This is a genomic window from Peribacillus sp. NPDC097895 (genome assembly GCF_050277555.1).
In the GTDB taxonomy this organism is placed as follows: domain Bacteria; phylum Bacillota; class Bacilli; order Bacillales; family DSM-1321; genus Peribacillus.
Map to the genome: position 1 here is coordinate 136,038 of NZ_JBNNSH010000003.1, position 18,955 is coordinate 154,992.

The 18,955-nt window shown below is 40.6% G+C and carries 20 protein-coding genes and 1 pseudogene; 6 read left to right on the forward strand and 15 right to left on the reverse strand.

Annotation, left to right across the window (positions count from 1 at the left end):
• Window positions 1-73 precede the first annotated feature (73 nt).
• Window positions 74-841, reverse strand: coding sequence for a TIGR01457 family HAD-type hydrolase (locus tag ACQKMH_RS16970; protein ID WP_427588660.1), 768 nt, complete (start codon window positions 839-841; stop codon window positions 74-76).
• A gap of 23 nt (window positions 842-864) precedes the next feature.
• The gene (locus ACQKMH_RS16975) at window positions 865-1,302 is read right to left on the reverse strand and encodes a DUF86 domain-containing protein (protein WP_427588661.1); all 438 of its coding nucleotides are present in this window, start codon (window positions 1,300-1,302) and stop codon (window positions 865-867) included.
• Window positions 1,303-1,704: 402 nt separating this feature from the next.
• Here ACQKMH_RS16975 and ACQKMH_RS16980 point away from each other — a divergent pair, with 402 nt between their 5' ends.
• Window positions 1,705-1,971 carry a DUF3055 domain-containing protein gene (locus ACQKMH_RS16980; protein ID WP_427588662.1) on the forward strand — a complete coding sequence of 89 codons (267 nt, stop codon included), beginning with the start codon at window positions 1,705-1,707 and terminating at the stop codon, window positions 1,969-1,971.
• Between the two features lie 67 nt (window positions 1,972-2,038).
• Window positions 2,039-2,329 (forward strand): cytosolic protein, encoded by a 291-nt coding sequence (locus tag ACQKMH_RS16985; RefSeq protein ID WP_427588663.1) that lies wholly within the window; start codon window positions 2,039-2,041, stop codon window positions 2,327-2,329.
• Between the two features lie 31 nt (window positions 2,330-2,360).
• Here ACQKMH_RS16985 and ACQKMH_RS16990 read toward each other — a convergent pair whose 3' ends face one another.
• Window positions 2,361-2,636, reverse strand: a complete 276-nt coding sequence (locus ACQKMH_RS16990; protein ID WP_427588664.1) for a YutD family protein — start codon at window positions 2,634-2,636, stop codon at window positions 2,361-2,363.
• 113 nt (window positions 2,637-2,749) lie between these two features.
• On the opposite strand from ACQKMH_RS16990, the gene ACQKMH_RS16995 reads away from it, so the two are divergent.
• A complete protein-coding gene (locus ACQKMH_RS16995; protein ID WP_427588665.1) occupies window positions 2,750-3,409 on the forward strand; it encodes a YhcN/YlaJ family sporulation lipoprotein in 660 nt (219 codons plus the stop codon).
• A gap of 49 nt (window positions 3,410-3,458) precedes the next feature.
• On the opposite strand, the gene lipA is transcribed toward ACQKMH_RS16995, so the two are convergent.
• Window positions 3,459-4,373, reverse strand: a complete 915-nt coding sequence (lipA, locus tag ACQKMH_RS17000; RefSeq protein ID WP_427588666.1) for a lipoyl synthase — start codon at window positions 4,371-4,373, stop codon at window positions 3,459-3,461.
• Window positions 4,374-4,562: 189 nt separating this feature from the next.
• Between lipA and ACQKMH_RS17005 the strand changes: the two genes are divergently transcribed.
• Together ACQKMH_RS17005 and yunB are read left to right on the forward strand one after the other, a co-directional pair.
• Entirely contained in the window at window positions 4,563-5,552 is a 990-nt protein-coding gene (locus tag ACQKMH_RS17005; protein WP_427588667.1) for a M23 family metallopeptidase, read from the forward strand.
• A gap of 86 nt (window positions 5,553-5,638) precedes the next feature.
• Complete coding sequence (gene yunB, locus ACQKMH_RS17010) at window positions 5,639-6,388, forward strand: sporulation protein YunB (RefSeq protein ID WP_427588668.1); 750 nt, start codon at window positions 5,639-5,641, stop codon at window positions 6,386-6,388.
• A 23-nt stretch (window positions 6,389-6,411) separates the two neighbouring features.
• On the opposite strand, the gene ACQKMH_RS17015 is transcribed toward yunB, so the two are convergent.
• From ACQKMH_RS17015 to sufC, 10 genes are all read right to left on the reverse strand, one after another.
• Window positions 6,412-7,509: an HD-GYP domain-containing protein gene (locus ACQKMH_RS17015; protein ID WP_427588669.1), complete on the reverse strand. Its 1,098-nt coding sequence runs from the start codon at window positions 7,507-7,509 to the stop codon at window positions 6,412-6,414.
• Window positions 7,510-7,687: 178 nt separating this feature from the next.
• Window positions 7,688-7,981, reverse strand: a complete 294-nt coding sequence (locus ACQKMH_RS17020; RefSeq protein ID WP_427588994.1) for a YunC family protein — start codon at window positions 7,979-7,981, stop codon at window positions 7,688-7,690.
• A gap of 70 nt (window positions 7,982-8,051) precedes the next feature.
• The gene (locus ACQKMH_RS17025; protein ID WP_427588670.1) at window positions 8,052-9,437 is read right to left on the reverse strand and encodes a bifunctional metallophosphatase/5'-nucleotidase; all 1,386 of its coding nucleotides are present in this window, start codon (window positions 9,435-9,437) and stop codon (window positions 8,052-8,054) included.
• Window positions 9,438-9,453: 16 nt separating this feature from the next.
• On the reverse strand, window positions 9,454-10,281 hold the full coding sequence (locus ACQKMH_RS17030; RefSeq protein ID WP_427588671.1) for a sulfite exporter TauE/SafE family protein: 828 nt from the start codon (window positions 10,279-10,281) through the stop codon (window positions 9,454-9,456).
• Window positions 10,282-10,367: 86 nt separating this feature from the next.
• Window positions 10,368-11,216, reverse strand: coding sequence for a DUF72 domain-containing protein (locus tag ACQKMH_RS17035; protein WP_427588995.1), 849 nt, complete (start codon window positions 11,214-11,216; stop codon window positions 10,368-10,370).
• A 199-nt stretch (window positions 11,217-11,415) separates the two neighbouring features.
• Window positions 11,416-12,813, reverse strand: coding sequence for a Fe-S cluster assembly protein SufB (gene sufB / locus ACQKMH_RS17040; protein ID WP_427588672.1), 1,398 nt, complete (start codon window positions 12,811-12,813; stop codon window positions 11,416-11,418).
• A gap of 55 nt (window positions 12,814-12,868) precedes the next feature.
• The gene (gene sufU / locus ACQKMH_RS17045) at window positions 12,869-13,297 is read right to left on the reverse strand and encodes a Fe-S cluster assembly sulfur transfer protein SufU (protein WP_427588673.1); all 429 of its coding nucleotides are present in this window, start codon (window positions 13,295-13,297) and stop codon (window positions 12,869-12,871) included.
• Window positions 13,287-14,516, reverse strand: coding sequence for a cysteine desulfurase (locus ACQKMH_RS17050; RefSeq protein WP_427588674.1), 1,230 nt, complete (start codon window positions 14,514-14,516; stop codon window positions 13,287-13,289). Before ACQKMH_RS17050 ends, sufU begins: the two co-directional genes overlap by 11 nt.
• Window positions 14,516-15,817, reverse strand: coding sequence for a Fe-S cluster assembly protein SufD (gene sufD / locus ACQKMH_RS17055; protein WP_427588675.1), 1,302 nt, complete (start codon window positions 15,815-15,817; stop codon window positions 14,516-14,518). The genes ACQKMH_RS17050 and sufD overlap by 1 nt, the downstream gene beginning before the upstream one ends.
• 15 nt (window positions 15,818-15,832) lie before the next feature.
• The gene (gene sufC, locus ACQKMH_RS17060) at window positions 15,833-16,618 is read right to left on the reverse strand and encodes a Fe-S cluster assembly ATPase SufC (protein ID WP_061465489.1); all 786 of its coding nucleotides are present in this window, start codon (window positions 16,616-16,618) and stop codon (window positions 15,833-15,835) included.
• 1,029 nt (window positions 16,619-17,647) lie between these two features.
• Between sufC and ACQKMH_RS17065 the strand changes: the two are divergent.
• Window positions 17,648-18,021 (forward strand): annotated as a pseudogene (locus tag ACQKMH_RS17065) (IS5/IS1182 family transposase); the annotation flags it as partial.
• Window positions 18,022-18,108: 87 nt separating this feature from the next.
• Here ACQKMH_RS17065 and ACQKMH_RS17070 read toward each other — a convergent pair.
• Window positions 18,109-18,945 (reverse strand): MetQ/NlpA family ABC transporter substrate-binding protein, encoded by an 837-nt coding sequence (locus ACQKMH_RS17070; RefSeq protein WP_427588676.1) that lies wholly within the window; start codon window positions 18,943-18,945, stop codon window positions 18,109-18,111.
• Between the last annotated feature and the right edge of the window lie 10 nt (window positions 18,946-18,955).

Sequence of the window (18,955 nt, forward strand, 5' to 3'; positions counted from 1 at the left end):
AACTCCGGTGAATGGAATTTAAAGTTTTTCGACATAAAAAAAACCAGGGCTGCCTTAGCAGACCTGGTTTTTTTCATTCGAAGTGCCATAGGTCGAGCGTGTCCACCACATATGTTGGCTGCTCCTTATATTGCTTTAAGCGTTCTTTTGTCGTAACGCCAGTATGTACAAGCAATGTATCAATACCCGCATTAATGCCAGCCATGATATCCGTATCGTAGTTATCGCCAACCATGATGGTCTCTTCTTTAGGCACCCCTAATACTCTTAGAGCTTGCTCCACTATGACGGATTCAGGTTTTCCTATGAAAATCGGCTGTACCTGAGTCGAAACGGAAACAACGGATGTCAACGCACCATTCCCCGGCATAAGTCCTTGTTCAGTAGGAATGGCAATATCCCCATTGGTCGAAATGAAGGAAGCGCCATTTCTAACTGCCAGACAGGCTTTTGACAATTTTTCATAATTGACACCACGGTCGATGCCCATCACCAGAAAGTCTGGATGATCATCCACCAGCTTCATTCCTTTTTCCTTTAGCGCCTCGATAATGCCTTCTTCCCCCACTACATAGACCGATGCATCTTTCTTTTGCTCAGCAATGTAGTTCGCAGTCGCCATGCTTGTCGTGAAAACCTGATCATCTTCCGTTGAAATACCGATGCTTCTCAATTTATCCGCTACCTGTGCCGGAGTCCGGGACGAGTTGTTTGTTACGAATAAATAAGGGATATCCCTTTTTCTTAGGTCATTTATAAACCCTGCCGCTTCCGCAATTTGTTCCGTCCCGCGGTACATGGTGCCATCCAAGTCAATTAAATACCCTTTATACGACTTCATTCGATTTCGCCTTCCTAACGCTACTAGTTTTTAAAAGCAGATACAGGTCCCAATTCGTTTATTAAATAATTTCTTACCAAATTTGGAAACTTTTTGAATGCCTCGATATTCTCCTTGAATACGGTATGCAGTTCTTTGTGATCCACTTCAATGAAATCCTGAACCAGCATTTTCCTTAACGGCAGCACATTTTTAAATTGTATCGCTTTATCTTCTGGAATAACCTTTTCATCATGAAGGATATCGATAATATCTTCATAACTGCCTGGATCACGCATAATAAAACCATCAATTACCGCATTCCCTACATCCAACACGGAATCGATCGAAGTATGTATAAGCCTTTCAGCAATAAGTTCGGAAACGTCTCCATCCCAATTATCATGCCCTTCAAAAAGTCCAAGCTGCTTTTCAAGAAAACCTAATATTTGTTCAATCTTTTGGCGGTCTACAAAGTACATTTTTTCCAGATCCTTTCTGATCTAAGGTGATATAGGAATCATTTCTATAGTTGAATGGCCAGCCCTATTAAACTTATGTGCCAATCCAACCTTATTCCTTGATGATACCATAGCTTCTCCCTTACGCTCAATTCCTTCGACTAGAGCCTTTGAACCAGTACCTTTACAAAAAGCAATAGTAACGCAGCCATCGGCCATTTTTCTTCCAGTTAAAAACCAAAATTTCTTCACCATTCGTATTCTTGACAAATATTCTTTAATTGATGAATATACAAGCGGTATGATGCATTAGCTTGAAGAAGTACCAATCCAGCCAAGGAGCCCCAAAAATGGCTGTTCCCCTATTGTAGTCACTTTGTTATGATGGAATTACAAATGAAAAGATAAGAAAAGAGGGATACTATGGAAGATCGTTTTTATTTATACAACGACGTCGTTGATTCAAAAACCCGGTTCATAAGTTTCATGGGAGCGGAATCAAGATTCGATTTGGCCATTACAACAACCGATCGCTTTTATGGAAAAAAACTTGTATTAAATATGCAAAGTAACCGATTCGCGATTATTGGACCGGATGATTTAGAAGAGGAAGGCTATCTTGAGCATGCCTTTCAGTTGACAGAAGCGGAAGCCGAAGAACTACGTCACTTTTTAATGGAAATCGTCTGAAAGCTGAAGTTTTTTTCTTAAACGGGAAAACCTACTTAATGTAACGATTACATGAGGGGGGATTACCTTGGACAAAGAAGAGGAATACCACGATTTCTCCAATGCCGAAAAGCAGCGGGATTTTTTGATTCCTGAAGAATTTCCCGAAGGACCTGTTGGATCACCCATTGCAAAAGATGCACCAGTGCAGAATAAAAATACACCATGGCAGGAAGGGCAACGATATCAAAGTGCCTTTAATTATGAAAATAAATCGCTGCACGAAAACTTGCCTCGAAAATATCCTGGTGCTCATCCGACACATGATGATTCAGAAAAAGATGAACAGCCTCCTTATAAAGGATATGGAAGCTCTTAACATGAAAGGCCAGAGGCAGTTCTGGCCTTTTTTATTTCTTTACTTTCTTCACTACGAAATATGGACAGCCAAAATTACAGTATTCATATAAATATTCACTAAGCGTGCTTATTTTAGTATCGAACGTCGCCTTCTGATTCGTATCATCAAAAAATCCTCGAAGCCTTAATTGGCCGTAACCCCAATCGCCTACAATATAATCATACTTCGTTAAAATCTCACTGTATCTCGCTTTAAACGCTTCTTCGTTATAGCCTTCCCTTTCATCTTCGATGATTTCATAGGTCAAGTTATTGATGTTAATCATTTTTTTCACCTCTCATAAATACATTCCTTATTTAAATTATAACTGATTCCCCATCAATTACTAAGCGAAATCTAGAGAAATATGTTCATCCTAAAGTTACGGGGGTGTTATTGATGAAAAAAACAATAATAACGATAGGTCTAAGCTCGATGATTGCACTAACCGGATGTTCCGATAAAAAGGATCTGGGGCTCGGTGCAAAAAACCATGCTGGTAACCCGACAAACGTAAATAATCCAACTCAATATTATGACGAGGATTATCGTAATCATGACAACAAAAGTGATGATTTCGGCTTTACACGCACTAATAAGACGACTCTTGATGGTCGTAACATTTCCAACAAAACTGCTTCCATAGATCGTGAACAACTGTCTGATGTGATTTCAAAACTTAGTGTACAGATTCCAAATGTCAATGATGCCGCTACCCTTGTTACTGATGAGGAAGTGCTTGTCGTATATGATACCAATACCAAGGATCGGACGGAAACCGCAGACCAAGTTAAACGTACTGCCATGTCCATCGTGCCTCGCTACTATCATGTCTATGTCAGTGATGATTATCAAACCCTTGCCCAAGATGTCGAGAATTTCTCTGCATTGAAATCCGGCAGCAAAGGGATTGACTATACAATCGAACAAACAATCAAAAGAATGCTGAAATCGCCTCAAGGATACAAAATGAGTGAAGAAGAAAATGAAAACGGAGAAATGGTTAACGATAAAAGAGATCATCACGATAATATACACCAAAAAATGGATAATCTTTAATCATCCAATAAAATGAAAGGACCGAATTTATTCGGTCCTTTATTTCACTCTATTTCAATAATTCTTCACCTTTGGCTTGCTTATGTTTTGCCGCTGCATTAACCTGTTCATCTGCATGGTAGGAAGAACGGACAAGCGGGCCGGATTCACAGTGGCTGAAGCCTTTTTCCAATGCACGTTCTTTCAATTCGGCAAACTCCTCAGGCGTGTAGTATTTCAACACCTTTAAATGCTTTTTAGTCGGTTGCAAATATTGACCGATCGTCATGATATCCACATTATTCGCCCTCAGATCATCCATCGTTTCGAGGATTTCCTCTCTCGTCTCTCCTAGGCCGACCATTAAACTGGACTTTGTTGGAATCTCCGGATACAGTTCCTTCGCCCTTCTTAAAAGCTCCAATGAACGATCATATTTAGCTTGGGCACGAACACGGTCGGATAAACTTCTGACTGTCTCAATATTATGGTTCAGAATGTCAGGTTTTGCATCCATCAAAGTCTTAATATTTTCATACACTCCACCCATATCCGACGGTAATACCTCAATCGATGTAAATGGATTCTTGCGTCGGATGGCACGAACCGTTTCAGCAAAAACTTCTGCGCCTCCATCCTTTAAATCATCACGGGCAACTGCCGTAATGACAACATGCTTTAAATTCATCAATACGACGGAATCAGCAACGCGCTCTGGTTCAGCCCAATCCAACTCATTTGGACGTCCAGTCGTAACAGCACAAAAACGGCAAGCCCTTGTACATATTTCACCTAAAATCATGAATGTTGCCGTTCTTCTAACTGCCCAGCATTCATGAATATTCGGACATTTTGCTTCTTCACAGACAGTATGCAGGTTTTTCTCCCGCATCATATTTTTTAAGCCGATGTAATTTTCATTAGTATTAAGCTTTATTTTTAACCAATCTGGTTTACGAAGAATTTCTTTATTTGTAGAAGACATCAAAATGTCACTCCATTCTATAGAAATTAACACACCCTACTTTAACAATAATAAAGCATTTATACAAGTTATAGATTGATTCCCATTATTTATTTTTCATGTTTAAAGCTAAATCAGCAAAACTATAAAAGATGGACGGACTGATGTCTTTATAAATACGAAAGAGTGTCATGAAAGGAGCCTGCCCCGTTGAAAAAATTATTCCTTTTTACCATAGCTTGTTTGTTTTTTTTCAATTCACCAAGCCAAGTAGCTAATGCGGCCGATACCCCTCAAGTTTATGCAGGACGAATGGAGCTATATAAAAATATGGAAGCTACCCTCCAGGTTCCATGGTATTATCTTGCTGGGGCTGATCAATATGAACATAGCCTAAGGCTGGCCCGGCGGGATTTAGAGCCTGCAAAGGGTTTAATCGGGATCAACATCGAGCCCGCTAAGTGGAGAGGAGCCCTTAATCCTAACTTAAACGATGTGAACCCGCTCACGATCACTTTTTTTGATGGATTGGGCCAGGATGGAAATGGTGATGGAAAAGCTGATGTTACTAATGATACCGATCGTTTATATGCTTTTTCAAAGCATCTCCACACTTATGGTACGGATGAAGATAATATCCGGATCGGCCTTTGGGATTATTACAAACGGGATAAAGCAGTCAGCATCATCATTGGCAATGCAGAGATTTACAAGAAATATGGCCGGCTGGATTTACAGGAAAAAGCCTTCCCTGTTCCAGTAAGGACCCATTATACGTATTTAAATACGTGGGGAAGCGCTCGTGGTTGGGGAGGAAGAAGGATCCATGAGGGTACTGATATCTTTGCGGATTATAGCCTTCCCGTTCGATCTACGAGCTATGGCATCATTGAAATGAAAGGCTGGAATAAATATGGCGGTTGGCGGATCGGGATACGTGATTTAAATAATACGTATCATTACTTTGCCCATTTAAGCGGTTTTGCCAAAGGATTGAAAGTCGGACAGATCGTCGAGCCCGGACAAGTCATCGGAGGTGTTGGCAGTACAGGTTACGGTCCTCCCGGAACATCCGGTAAATTCCCTCCGCATCTTCATTACGGGATGTACAAAGACAACGGTATCACAGAATGGAGTTTTGACCCTTACCCTTATTTAAAAATGTGGGAAAGGAAGGATTTGGCCAAAAAGAAAAAGTAAGCGGCGAGGAATTTTCGCTGCTTTTTTTTGATTCGAACATAATCCCCTGAACTTGATGCATAGGTATTAATAAAGGGGGCTAAAGCGTGTTCCGAAAAAGATTTCGCCCAAAGAAATTTCGAAAAAAGGGGCCTCTTCCAACCCGAAAAGTATTTCTTTATTCATTTATCCTTTTCATCATATCGAGCTTCATGACGCTTTGGTATGTTGATAAAGCCATCGAACCAGTGATCATGAGTGTAGCCGAGTATGAAATTAAACGGATTGCAACAGAAACGATTCATGAATCAGTTGATGAGAATATAGCAAAGATTGATATGAAAAAAATCATCACCAACAACGAAGGTAGCAAGGACTCCAGTTCTTCCTATAGCTTCAATCCAGTCATATATAGTGAATTGCGCGCCAACATTACAAAGGATATTCAAAAGAAGCTTGGCATCAAACAGGGCAATCCATTTAAAACGGGTTCGGCCAAAATAAATGATGAACAATATAAAAGCGTGGTCTACTATATCCCCTTAGGCGTCGTAACAGGGAATAACCTTCTTTCCAACTTTGGACCTGAAATCCCTGTGAAAATGTCAGTCATCGGGAATGTTGAATCGGATTTGAGGACAAAACTGACAAACGCAGGCATCAACAATGTTTATTATGAATTGATTGTGGATTTTGATGTCAATATTCAAATCGTCATTCCCTCTTTCACTAAAGAGACCAAAGTGAGTCAGGAGGTGACAGTAGGCAGCCTGCTTATAGAAGGTGATGTACCAAGCTATTATAGTAATGGAAACAGTTCGGTCGCTCCTGCCATCATGAAGGAAAACAAGGAATGAAAAAACCAGCTTATTCCTTTTGGTTAGGCTGGTTCTTGTATATTCAAACATTTCACGATCAATAAATGCAGGCTTTTATTCAAGTCCACTTCATAGGGCTCCTTTATTTGCTCCCCATTTTCTTCAAGGATCCTTATCATGGGCCGGTCACCTATTCCCTCATTTTGAGCGGATACGACCCCTTTTCTCCCATCATTCAATTCTACTGAAAGACCATTTGGGTAGATCGCAACTGCCCGGCGGAAAGCCTCGATGATCCTATTATCGAACTTTTTCCCGACTCCTGCATAAAGAATTTCCAACCCTTGATGCGGCAGCATGGCCTTACGGTAAACCCTATTGGAAGTCACGGCATCAAATACATCGGCAACGGCAATGATCTTACCGAAAAAATGAATTTCATCCCCTTTTATCCCACGAGGATATCCTGACCCATCTATCCTTTCATGATGCTGATAGGCACAATTTGCAACTAAAAGTGAAACGGTATGAACCTTTTTAATTAGATGAAATCCGTAATCGGCATGTTTTTGGATTTGTTCAAACTCCATTTCCGTCAACTTACCAGGTTTCCGAAGGATATCCAAAGGCACGAGCATTTTCCCGACATCGTGTAAGATCGCCCCTAGCCCAAGAATCTCCAAATTTTTTTTATTTATATTCAATTCCATTCCAATCGCAAGGGTATATAAGGTCACATTTAAGGAATGAGTAAAGATATAATCATCGTATGTATAGACGTCGGCCAATAAAGTCATTAACTCTTTATTCCTATTCAGCTCGTCCATGATGTTTCGGACTAATTGAGTGAACTTGACGTTTGCCTGTTCTATCGTGAACGAGGCATCCAGGTTGATGTTGTTTTTCATGTCCAGGAAAGTGGTTTCAATCGTATTAATGGCTTCTCTCCTTAGTTTCCCGGATACTGGCGGCTTTGGAATAATGTCATCCGTCCTTGAATCTTGAATGTATACAAAGGGAATATTAAGGGACACCAGTCGATCGATCATTTTCTGCGTTAATGTTAGCCCCTCACACAATAGGACATGGCCTCGCTCATTATAGATGTTTTTTCCGAGCCTGGCTCCAGGGCTGAGTGACTTTGTAATAGCTAGCCTCATACTTGTACTCCATTCCCCATTCAAGATTTGTAGATTAAACCGTTGCTTTCCTTTATAAGGATTATCGGAAAATATTCTGATATATGAATCTGTTTATGAATATTTATTGAAAAATATTCCGATTACTTGATGAAATAAAAACAAGGCCCCCTTCTGGATAAAAAGAAAGCCCACCTTTTCAAATCATTTTGATTAATGCCTCTTTACCAAGCATTCCTGGATGGATGCCCTGTTCCACAGCCTCCCATGTAACCGATTCAAGCGGTGCATCCAAAAGCTCTTCAATCGATTTAACACCCGTGGCCCTGCCTGCAAGTATTTTGCGATCCCTTAATTTATCATTTAGTAGTCCTACATCTAACGCACCGCACATTATATATCCCTTCTCGGACGCCACAGCAAGCAAATTAGTTTTGGGAAGTCGGACAGAAATGGCTAGGAATGTATGATTATCAAGTATTATTGGTATCATGCTGATCAATTGGTTTCGCCCCTCTCTTCCCCATACTTTATGAAAAAAAGGGCGGAACCGTGATTTAGCGTTAATCGTCCGTATATAATTTTTTCAACTTCCATAAAAGGATATCCCGTAAGAATTCCGGTAATAGGTATTCTTTACGATTGGAGCGATGGATACTTGGAAAGAAGTGCCCAAACGTGAACATATCAGGAATAGCCAGTTTATAGGACTTGTCAGGATGCAGTTTCTTTCCATTTATCAAGATTCCTTTTACTATTCCATTGTCCGTTTCTTTAAATTCAATTTGATCATAGTGCATGACACCCATGACTTTCCCGCGAAAACCGAAACCTTTCACCTGAATATGAGGCCACTCCTCATTTCTCGATTGCATTAAGATTTCTTTTAATTCATTCCCATTAACTTCAACGATGCAAGGATTGATGGGGTGTGGACAAATTCTGTGAATGTCCCCTTTTGTAACAGGTCCTTTAGACAATCCATCAAGCAGAAGACCCGCATTCAAAAAGGTACAATCAGCCTTACTCCACTCCCTAAGTGCCTCCCCTAGTATTTTCGTAAGGGCACTTACTTTGAACCAATCATTTTCCAGAGATTCAGGTAAATCCACTACAACTTGCTGAAGCGTTTCCCCGCCGGCCTGGTACATTGCTTCAATCCATGACCGTTCATCCTCTAATTCCGTAAAATCATTGGTATCATAAAGAATGGCTCTCTTCTTGCTGACTCTCTTTTCCTGATTGACGGTCATTTCTACCTGTCCAACAAAAAATCCATATTTTCCGGCACCACAGAGGAGCGTATCATTGACCAATTTCCCTTGGTGAAGGATGTGGTGTGTATGCGCGCCAAGTATGACGTCAATCTCGGGAAAGTCCTCTGCCATCCTCTCATCATCATGGATGCCTAGGTGAGACAGGATGATGATTACATCTGCCTCCGTTTTAACCCGTTCAAGCTGTGCCTTCAACTCCACGAATGGCTCTGTTAATTCCCAGCCCATCGCAGTATAAAACTTTTGAAAAAAAGCTGTCAAACCTATCATGGCAATCTTGGTGCCCTTTTGCGTTGTATGTATCCAATATGGCAGCGCCCATTCAGGCCTTTCATTATCCCGGTAATAAATGTTTGCTGCCAAGACCCTGAACTTTGCCGCATCATATAGGGAATCTAGCGCATCATGGGGTAAAGTGATCCCTTCATTATTGCCGATGGTCACATATTGATAGCCCGCTTCATTGAGCAGTTCAATATTTCCTTTCCCCAACGTACCTTCTGTATATGGATGCCAGCGGTCTACATGATCACCTATATCAAGTATGATCGCTTCTTCTCCCGTCTCTTGATGAAGTTGTCTTCTTTCCTTAAGAAACTTATCAATACGAGGCCAATTCTCAAAATGACTATGGAGATCATTGGTGTGATACAAATGAATGATTTCTGACATCATTTTTCCTCCTCGTTTATCCTGTAATACCTTGGTATATAAGACGTAAACCAATGATTATCAGCACTATTTTCAACATATTTTCAAGTGACGCACTCTTTAGGCGCGTATTAATGAATGCCCCCAATTTTGCACCGAACCATGCACCCGGAATCAGGGCAAGAGCATATGGCCAATTTACATTCCCAAGGGAAATGTGCGTAATCGAATTAGTGATGGAAGACAAAAATACCATGAACATCGAAGTCGCTACAGCCATATGCGGAGGGAAGAAGAAAAGCAGCATCATTACGGGAACCATTAAGGCGCCACCGCCAATTCCAAATAACCCTGAGCTGAAACCCACGACAAATGTAATCACTACAGCTATCAGTGGGTGGTACCCATAGGAAAATGAATGTCCATTCTCCCTTTTATACGTTTTAACGATTTTCCCTTTTCCAGGCTTGAAAACCATGGGCTTCAAACGATCTTTCACTAATAGCACGATAGCCATGAAAACCATGAAAAGTCCAAAATACAAGGAGAAAGCTTCCACGTTAAGGTTCCTATTCACATAGGCTCCTATTATGCCACCAGGCGCACTGCCTATGAAAAAGACTAACCCTGCCTTATAATCCACCACTTTATGTTTTAAATAAGATAAAGTAGATGATAAACCGGTAAAAATCATGATCACGGTTGATATACCGACAGCAATCTGGGGTGTCAGTTCATCGATTATATCTGTAGATGTACCTAAATACAAAAGAGAAGGTACAATGATAATGCCACCGCCCAGACCGACTAGAGAGCCGATTGATCCCGCTATTAATCCGATACCTACTAATACTACCCATACCATGTAGAAATCCGCCTTTATCTGTTTGTGATTCTAGCGCTCATTAACTCGCTTGTCACGTTATCTCTTTATTAATTATATAATGCCTGTTAAAACAAACCAAGCTGCTTAGGAGCCAGTCCTTCATATTCTATACCAAGCAACTCGATCATTTGCTTGGCATTATCTGCGGCATCTCCGCCTGAGTTATTATTGAAAAGGACATATATCTCCTTACATTGCTTTTCTAATATCTTGATCTTCTCCACCCATTCGGTCAATTCCTGATGATTATATCGGTATAAGTACCTGACTTCCCGCCAATTATCTCCCGACGATGATTTTTGCCAACCATGCAAATTTCGGCCATGAAAGCGTATCAGGGTTTTATCTTGATGAGTCGGATGCAGGACGACAGGAATGGACCCTTCTCCAGCCTGCGGCTCGTCACATACAGTATGAATCCAACCTTCCTTTTGGATAAAATCCAAAGTTTGCTGGACCATGTTGGGTCTGTACCAGCTTTGATTCCGGAATTCTATGGCAACTGGCATATCGCCCATCTCAGCTCTGCACCATCGTAGGTAGTTTACATTCTCACGTTTACAATCAAACCATGGTGGAAATTGAAATAGGACCATAGCAAGCTTGCCGGCCTTCTGATAAGCTTCAAGAGAGTCGCGAAAGGCTTTGAACATTTCCTTTTTACTTTCAAATGGAATTTCCCCACGCTGATGTCCTGTCATCCCCTGATAGGCTTTAACGACAAAATGAAAGGACGCAGGTGTTTCTGACACCCACTTTTCACTGTTCCTCTTAGGCTGGACCGCATAAAATGAGGCATCCACCTCCACAATGGGAAAATGAGCCCCATACTCTTTCAGTTTATCACGTTGGGGCACCCCGCCAGGATATAAACTATCGTGATCGCCCCATCCAGTCACACCAACATAAATCATCTGCACCATTACTCCTTTCTCCTGACAAGACCCTTTTCCGACTTTTCCCATACTATTTTTCACCCTTGCATAGGCATCTTTAATCTTTTCATAATGGCGGCCGGATTTCACTTTCCAAAATAAAAAGCCTGCCAAGTCTCCCTGGCAGGCTTTTTATTTTGGATTGTTCTGAATCGCCTTACAGGCAATCCGTCGGTTATTATCCGATGGAGCCTTCCATTTCGAACTTGATCAGACGGTTCATTTCAACCGCGTATTCCATAGGAAGTTCTTTTGTAAATGGTTCGATGAAGCCCATTACGATCATTTCCGTTGCTTCTTGCTCAGAGATTCCGCGGCTCATTAGGTAGAACAATTGCTCTTCCGATACTTTGGAAACCTTCGCTTCGTGTTCAAGGGAAATGTTATCATTCAAGATTTCATTATATGGGATTGTATCAGAGGTAGACTGATTATCCATGATTAATGTATCACATTCAATGTTAGAACGAGCACCATCCGCTTTACGTCCGAAATGAACGATACCACGGTATGTTACTTTACCGCCTTGTTTAGAAATTGATTTTGATACGATAGTTGAAGATGTATTTGGCGCAAGATGAATCATTTTCGCTCCAGCATCTTGATGTTGGCCTTTTCCAGCAATGGCAATCGATAATGTCATACCGCGAGCGCCTTCACCTTTTAAGATGACAGCAGGATATTTCATTGTCAATTTAGAACCGATGTTACCATCAATCCATTCCATTGTTGCGTTAGCATCACAAACCGCACGTTTCGTAACCAGGTTAAACACGTTGTTTGCCCAGTTTTGAATCGTTGTGTAACGGCAGTAAGCATCTTTTTTAATGATGATTTCAACAACCGCACTATGAAGGGAGTTAGTTGTATAAACAGGTGCTGTACAACCTTCTACATAGTGAACGGATGCCCCTTCATCAACAATGATTAGCGTACGTTCGAATTGACCCATGTTTTCAGAGTTGATTCGGAAATAAGCTTGAAGCGGAGTATCCACTTTAACACCTTTTGGAACATAGATGAAAGATCCGCCTGACCATACAGCTGAATTCAATGCCGAAAACTTATTATCAGTAGGCGGGATTGTTTTACCGAAATGCTCACGGAAGATATCTTCATTTTCACGAAGTGCAGAGTCCGTATCTTTAAAGACGATACCCAAATCTTCCAATTCCTCTTTCATGCTATGGTAAACCACTTCTGATTCATATTGAGCCGATACACCAGCAAGGTATTTTTGTTCAGCTTCAGGAATTCCCAGTTTATCAAAAGTCTGTTTGATTTCGTCAGGAACTTCATCCCAAGATTTTTCTGATTTCTCTGATGGCTTAACATAGTATGTGATTTCATCAAAGTTCAAGCTTTGCATGTCGCCGCCCCATTGAGGCATTGGCATATTGTAAAAATGCTCCAATGATTTCAAACGGAAATCAAGCATCCATTGCGGTTCATCCTTCATTCGAGAAATTTCTTCCACGATTTCTTTCGTAAGACCACGCTTTGAACGGAAGATGGAAACATCTTTATCCGCAAAGCCATATTTATAATCGCCGATTTCAGGCATTTTCTTTGCCATAGCTCGTATTCCTCCATTTCAAATGGCTGAATTACAACAGCTCATTTTAATTTAATTATTCCTTCAATCCCTTTTCCATGGCCTTCCAAGCTAAAGTGGCACACTTGATTCGAGCAGGGAATTTAGAAACTCCTTGAAGGGCTTCAATATCCCCAAGATCAATTTCATCATCATATTCTTTTCCCTGAATCATTAAGGAAAAGGTCTCGGATATCTTTAAAGCAGTATCAACGTCTTTGCCCTTAATGGCTTGAGTCATCATGGAAGCTGAACTCATGGATATCGAACAACCGTCACCATCGAATTTAACATCGCTGACTTTTCCATCTTCAATCTTCATCGTTAAACGAATCCGATCACCGCAAGTTGGATTGTTCATATCGATTGTCATGCTGCCATCTTCAAGCATACCTTTGTTACGTGGTTTCTTATAATGATCCATAATGACCTGACGGTAGAGTGTATCTAAGTTATCAAAAGACATTGCTGAAATACTCCTTCGTTTTAACAAGCCCGGACACAAGCTTATCAATATCTTCTTCCGTGTTATAGAGATAGAAACTCGCTCTTGCTGTCGATGACACGTCAAGCCATTTCATTAATGGCTGTGCGCAGTGATGACCGGCACGGACAGCAATTCCATCTGCATCAAGTACGGTAGCGACATCATGTGGATGTACGTCATTAATATTAAAAGTAACTACACCCGCACGCTTTTCTGAATCTTTAGGACCGTATATGGTTATCCCTTCGATTGCGGACATTTTCTCCATTGCATAAGCGGCGAGTTTATGTTCATGCCGTTCAATATGATCCAAGCCGATTTCTTCCAAGAAATCAATTGCAGCCCCCATGCCGATGGCTCCGGCAATGATAGGGGTACCGCCTTCGAATTTCCACGGGAGTTCTTTCCATGTAGACTCATACAAGCCTACAAAATCAATCATCTCTCCGCCGAATTCAATTGGCTCCATTTTTTCAAGAAGTTCTTTTTTGCCATATAATACGCCGATACCTGTTGGACCGACCATTTTATGACCTGAGAAGGCAAAGAAATCACAATCCAAATCACGGACATCCACTTTTAGATGCGGCGTGCTTTGTGCCCCATCGACTACCATTACAGCATTGTGTTCATGGGCAATTTTTGCGATTTCCTTCACAGGATTGATAACACCAAGTACATTCGAAACCTGCATGATGGAAACGATTTTCGTTGCATCTGTAATTGTAGCCCTCACATCATCAATTGAAATCGTGCCATCCTCTTGAAGCGGAATATACTTCAGTACAGCGCCTTTTTCTCTGGCTAGCTGCTGCCACGGAATGATATTACTGTGGTGCTCCATGTAAGAGATGACGATTTCGTCACCCTCTTTTACATTTGCTCCACCGTAACTTCTTGCTACAGTATTTAAAGAAGTGGTCGTCCCTCTAGTAAAGATGATTTCTTCTGTAGAAGAAGCATTAATGAATTTACGTACCTTTTCCCGTGCACCTTCATACGCATCCGTAGCTTTTGTTCCAAGTGTATGCACTCCGCGGTGAACATTCGAGTTGTATCCACGGTAATATTGCTCAATCGCTTCAATCACTGCAGCCGGTTTTTGGGAGGTTGCAGCACTATCTAAATAAACTAATGGCTGACCGTTGACTTCTTGATCTAATATCGGAAAAAGCTTACGAATTTCGTATGGGTTCATTACTGTACTTTCCTTTCAATGACCGCTACTAATTGTTTTTTAACTCCCTCAATAGGAAGCTGGTTAACAACTGGGGCCAAGAATCCGTGAATGACAAGTCTTTCTGCTTCTTTCTTCGTAATACCACGGCTCATTAAATAATACAGTTGAAGCGGGTCAACACGACCTACAGAAGCGGCGTGACCAGCCGTTACATCATCTTCATCAATTAAAAGGATTGGATTGGCATCTCCGCGTGCTTTTTCACTTAACATCAGTACGCGTGATTCTTGTTCGGCATTGGCCTTTGTAGCACCATACTCTATTTTTCCAATTCCATTAAAAATGGATGATGCCGCGTCTTTCATGACACCGTGCTTAAGGATATAGCCCTCAGAGCGTTTGCCATAATGAATGATCGCTGTCGTAAAGTTTTGTTTTTGTTCCCCGCGACCGACTACAACGGTTTTAGTATCACCGTGCGAGCCATCGCCCATTAGATATGTTGTGTTATCTGAAATCGTATTTCCATCGTTCATCAGGCCAAGTGCCCACTCAATACGAGCGTCACGTCCTGCCACCCCACGGCGGTTAACGTAAGTCGTAAAGCCTTTTGAAAGGGTATCGACCGCCCCGTATTCCACTTTTGCATTTGCATTCGCAAATACTTCAGTTACGATGTTGGCAATCCCTTCGTTAGACTCAACAGTCGAGAAATAGTTCTCTACATATGTGACAGAGCTATTATCTTCCGCTACGATCAATACATGGTTGAAAAGTGTAGTATCTGGATTATCCAATAGGAATACCGATTGAATCGGCTCTTTGACTTCTACATTTTTCGGAACATAAAGGAATGCTCCCCCATTAACCAATGCAGCATGTAGTGCTGTTAAACGATGCTCATCTATTTTAACTCCGTCTTTCATGAAATATTTTTGCACAAGCTCAGCATGGTCACGAGCCGCTGTTAAAATATCCGTAAAAATGACGCCTTGTTCTTTCACATTTGCTGACAGATTGATATGCGCCGGCGTATTGTTGCGTTGAATGTATAAGTTTCCATTTTCTTCAATGATGGATTTAATTTCTTCCGGAAGCTCTTCTATAGAGGCAAAAGCTTCACTTTCAACCGCATGGGTCTTGAAAGAAGTAAAATTCCATTTGTCAATTTTCGTTTTATCCGGCTTTGGCATAGGGAGCTTTTCAAATTCAGAAAACGCTTGAATCCGTAGCTCTGAAAGCCAAGCAGGCTCGTTATTTTTAGTTGAATAAGAGCTTATATCCTCTTGTTCAAACGGTAATTTCGTTTCTGTAGTCATTGCAAATCCTCCTACTTACGCTTCTTCGCCAACAGTTTCGTCTTCAATGCCCAATTCTTGTTTGATCCAATCATAACCTTCCGCTTCCAAGCGGGCAGCAAGTTCAGGACCACCTGATTTAACGACACGTCCTTGCATCATAACATGTACATAGTCAGGAGTGATGTAATTCAATAGACGTTGGTAGTGAGTGATGATCAAGCACCCAAAGTCTTCTCCGCGCATTTCATTGATTCCTTTTGAAACGACTTTAAGTGCATCGATATCAAGCCCTGAATCAATCTCATCTAAAATTGCAATTTTAGGTTGAATCATCATTAATTGAAGAATCTCGTTACGTTTTTTCTCTCCGCCGGAAAAACCTTCATTTAAATAGCGTTGTGCCATATCTTCATCCATCTCAAGAAATTCCATTTTTTGGTCCATTTGACGAATGAATTTCATTAATGAAATTTCATCGCCTTCTTCACGGCGTGCATTAATGGAAGAACGTAAGAAGTCGGCGTTTGTAACACCACTGATTTCACTTGGATATTGCATAGCAAGGAATAGACCGACACGAGCACGCTCGTCGACTTCCATTTCCAAAACGTCTTCACCATCGAATGTGATGCTTCCGCTTGTTACTTCATATTTTGGGTGACCCATGATTGCTGATGATAAAGTTGATTTACCAGTTCCATTAGGTCCCATGATCGCATGGATTTCTCCACCTTTAACTTCAAGGTTAACCCCTTTTAAAATCTCTTTACCTTCAATAGATACGTGAAGATCTTTAACCGTTAATGTAGAAGCTGACATAATAATACCTCCGTGAACTAATTCCTATTTTATTACCAGAAAGTAAAGATTACTTTCTTTACTATAATTTTCGTAAAAGCATTCTCACTTTATTCTCATTCCAATTTTATAACAAATCCAATTTAGAATCAACTAATATAGATAGGGGTTTCTATTTCTTACATGGTGAAAACCTGTCCCATTCTAATAATACTAACAGTTATAGCCAACATACAGCATATTAAGCCTTATTTAGCTTTTGTTAAAATTATCTTATTATTCGGCAAATCTTCGTTGCTTATTATTATATGTTCAAAAGATTTGATTGGAAGGTATGAACGTTTCACTTTGAAAAGAAAAAAATCGGACTGTTTGGCGTTATGTAAGATAATCCAATAAGGAAACCCTTATTTTCTGGACCACTTATCATTTTACCTCTACAGACCGATCTTTTAAAGAACTCTTTTATATGCTTAGCCGTGAATTTTACGTTGTAGGTCTAGGACCATTTTGTTGCACTTTTCATGTTCCCTATCTCGTTCTTTCTCAACCTCAATACGGAGGTCTAAGTTTCTACTGTACTCACTGTAGCCAATCCCATGTGAAGACTGCATCGCCTTTTCCATTTCGCTTGTTACATTTAACTCTAGAGTATTGATAGTGAACCATCCTTTCAAATTTGTGTTTCATTTTATTTCTTTCTTTAACCTTTTACCCTACTATTCACACTTTAAACATAAAAAACCGACCCGAATTAAATCAGGCCTCTGACTGTAGACAAACTGGATGATAATTGAGTTTGTCTACAGTTTTTTTAGGATTTTAAAATTTGAACGTTACTTGGAACGTAGGGCACTCGCTTTTGCCGCAGGAGTCTCGTACCTTCCGTTCCAATCCACTAAGACTAAACAATTAAATAGAACCACTTTTGCCTACAGTCTTTTTTCGTTTCATGCGTAAAACGATTGAAGAAGTTGAAAACAACATGATACCGTTGGTTTTAGGTTACGGTTCCCATGATCAAGCGCCTTACTTCTCACTTCTCTATGTTATGTGAAAGATGAACGAACAAAACAGTTTTCCTATTCATTTCATGCGGCAGCAGACCGTAACGGATTTGTATTTGGGACGATAGTAACAACCGGAAATACGCATGATAGTCGTATCTTAGAGCATCTGATTGAACAAGTTATTGAAAAAGTTGGAAAACCTGATTGAAGCTGTTGCCGCAGATGCAACTTACAAAACACCAGCCTAACCCTATACACCTCCTCGAACAAAAGAAGGATACTTCCGCAATCATGACATGTGTAATATGAACGTTTTGATTGTTATCTCTGCCCATCGGCAGGATTTTAAAGCACTCAACAACAAATACAGAGGGCATCGAAAGTACAAATCGCTTTAAGTGCTTCAAATCCAATAAAAAATCAAAAAGGTTTCGGAATGTGACCATTCCGAAACCTTTTTGTCTACAAACTGCGATCGAATTAAATCAGGCCATTCTTGAATCATTTATCCGCTGGTACAACCGCACCTTTGTATTCCTCAAGGATGAAATCTTTGATTTCTTTAGAATGCAATACTTCTACAAGAGCTTTGATTTCTTCTTTATTTTCATCGCCTTTATTTACAGCGATGACATTCACATAAGGTGATTCGGAATCTTCGATCGCAATTGAATCTTTCAATGGATTCAAGCCAGCGTCGATTGCATAGTTAGAGTTGATCAAAACAGCATCGCCTTCGCCGCTTTCATAGATTTTCGGAAGTAATGCCGCTTCATATTCAGCGTCGAATTTAAAGTTTTTCTTATTTTCAATGATGTCTTTCGTTGTAGCTGTCGTTTTATCGATGCCCTCTTTCAACTTGATGAGGCCATTCCTTTCCAACAGTGATAAAGCACGGCCATGGTCAGCGACAGAGCTGCTTAAAATGATCGTTGCTCCATCAGGAAGTTTATCGATGCTTTTATATTTTTGTGAATATAAACCGATAGGCTCGATGTGAATCCCGCCCGCATTGACGAAATCATATCCATTCTCTTTAATTGCCGACTCTAAGAAAGGTAAGTGTTGAAAATAGTTAGCATCCAATTCCTTATCATTCAATGCCTTATTCGGTAAAACATAGTCCTGGAATGTTTCGATTTCCAAATCGATGCCTTTTTCTTTAAGTATTGGCTTTGCTTTCTCAAGGATTTCAGCATGCGGAACATTTGATGCACCTACTACTAATTTCTTCGATTCTTTATCCGTATCGCTGCCACTTTTATCCTTTTCACTTCCACAAGCCGCCAAAGCGATCGATAACACTAAAATTAATGCAAATCCCAAAAACTTTTTCATTCAATTCATC

What these genes read in the sequence shown, in the direction of transcription:
- sufU (WP_427588673.1), bottom strand. Translation starts at nt 13,297, where the DNA reads ATGTCTTTTGATAACTTAGATACACTCTACCGTCAGGTCATTATGGAT.
- ACQKMH_RS17035 (WP_427588995.1), bottom strand. Translation starts at nt 11,216, where the DNA reads ATGATTTATGTTGGTGTGACTGGATGGGGCGATCACGATAGTTTATAT.
- ACQKMH_RS17070 (WP_427588676.1), bottom strand. Translation starts at nt 18,945, where the DNA reads ATGAAAAAGTTTTTGGGATTTGCATTAATTTTAGTGTTATCGATCGCT.
- lipA (WP_427588666.1), bottom strand. Translation starts at nt 4,373, where the DNA reads ATGTCTTCTACAAATAAAGAAATTCTTCGTAAACCAGATTGGTTAAAA.
- ACQKMH_RS16970 (WP_427588660.1), bottom strand. Translation starts at nt 841, where the DNA reads ATGAAGTCGTATAAAGGGTATTTAATTGACTTGGATGGCACCATGTAC.
- ACQKMH_RS17050 (WP_427588674.1), bottom strand. Translation starts at nt 14,516, where the DNA reads ATGAACCCATACGAAATTCGTAAGCTTTTTCCGATATTAGATCAAGAA.
- sufC (WP_061465489.1), bottom strand. Translation starts at nt 16,618, where the DNA reads ATGTCAGCTTCTACATTAACGGTTAAAGATCTTCACGTATCTATTGAA.
- ACQKMH_RS16975 (WP_427588661.1), bottom strand. Translation starts at nt 1,302, where the DNA reads ATGTACTTTGTAGACCGCCAAAAGATTGAACAAATATTAGGTTTTCTT.
- sufB (WP_427588672.1), bottom strand. Translation starts at nt 12,813, where the DNA reads ATGGCAAAGAAAATGCCTGAAATCGGCGATTATAAATATGGCTTTGCG.
- ACQKMH_RS16990 (WP_427588664.1), bottom strand. Translation starts at nt 2,636, where the DNA reads ATGATTAACATCAATAACTTGACCTATGAAATCATCGAAGATGAAAGG.
- ACQKMH_RS16995 (WP_427588665.1), top strand. Translation starts at nt 2,750, where the DNA reads ATGAAAAAAACAATAATAACGATAGGTCTAAGCTCGATGATTGCACTA.
- ACQKMH_RS16980 (WP_427588662.1), top strand. Translation starts at nt 1,705, where the DNA reads ATGGAAGATCGTTTTTATTTATACAACGACGTCGTTGATTCAAAAACC.
- ACQKMH_RS17015 (WP_427588669.1), bottom strand. Translation starts at nt 7,509, where the DNA reads ATGAGGCTAGCTATTACAAAGTCACTCAGCCCTGGAGCCAGGCTCGGA.
- ACQKMH_RS17030 (WP_427588671.1), bottom strand. Translation starts at nt 10,281, where the DNA reads ATGGTATGGGTAGTATTAGTAGGTATCGGATTAATAGCGGGATCAATC.
- sufD (WP_427588675.1), bottom strand. Translation starts at nt 15,817, where the DNA reads ATGACTACAGAAACGAAATTACCGTTTGAACAAGAGGATATAAGCTCT.
- ACQKMH_RS17020 (WP_427588994.1), bottom strand. Translation starts at nt 7,981, where the DNA reads ATGATACCAATAATACTTGATAATCATACATTCCTAGCCATTTCTGTC.
- ACQKMH_RS17025 (WP_427588670.1), bottom strand. Translation starts at nt 9,437, where the DNA reads ATGTCAGAAATCATTCATTTGTATCACACCAATGATCTCCATAGTCAT.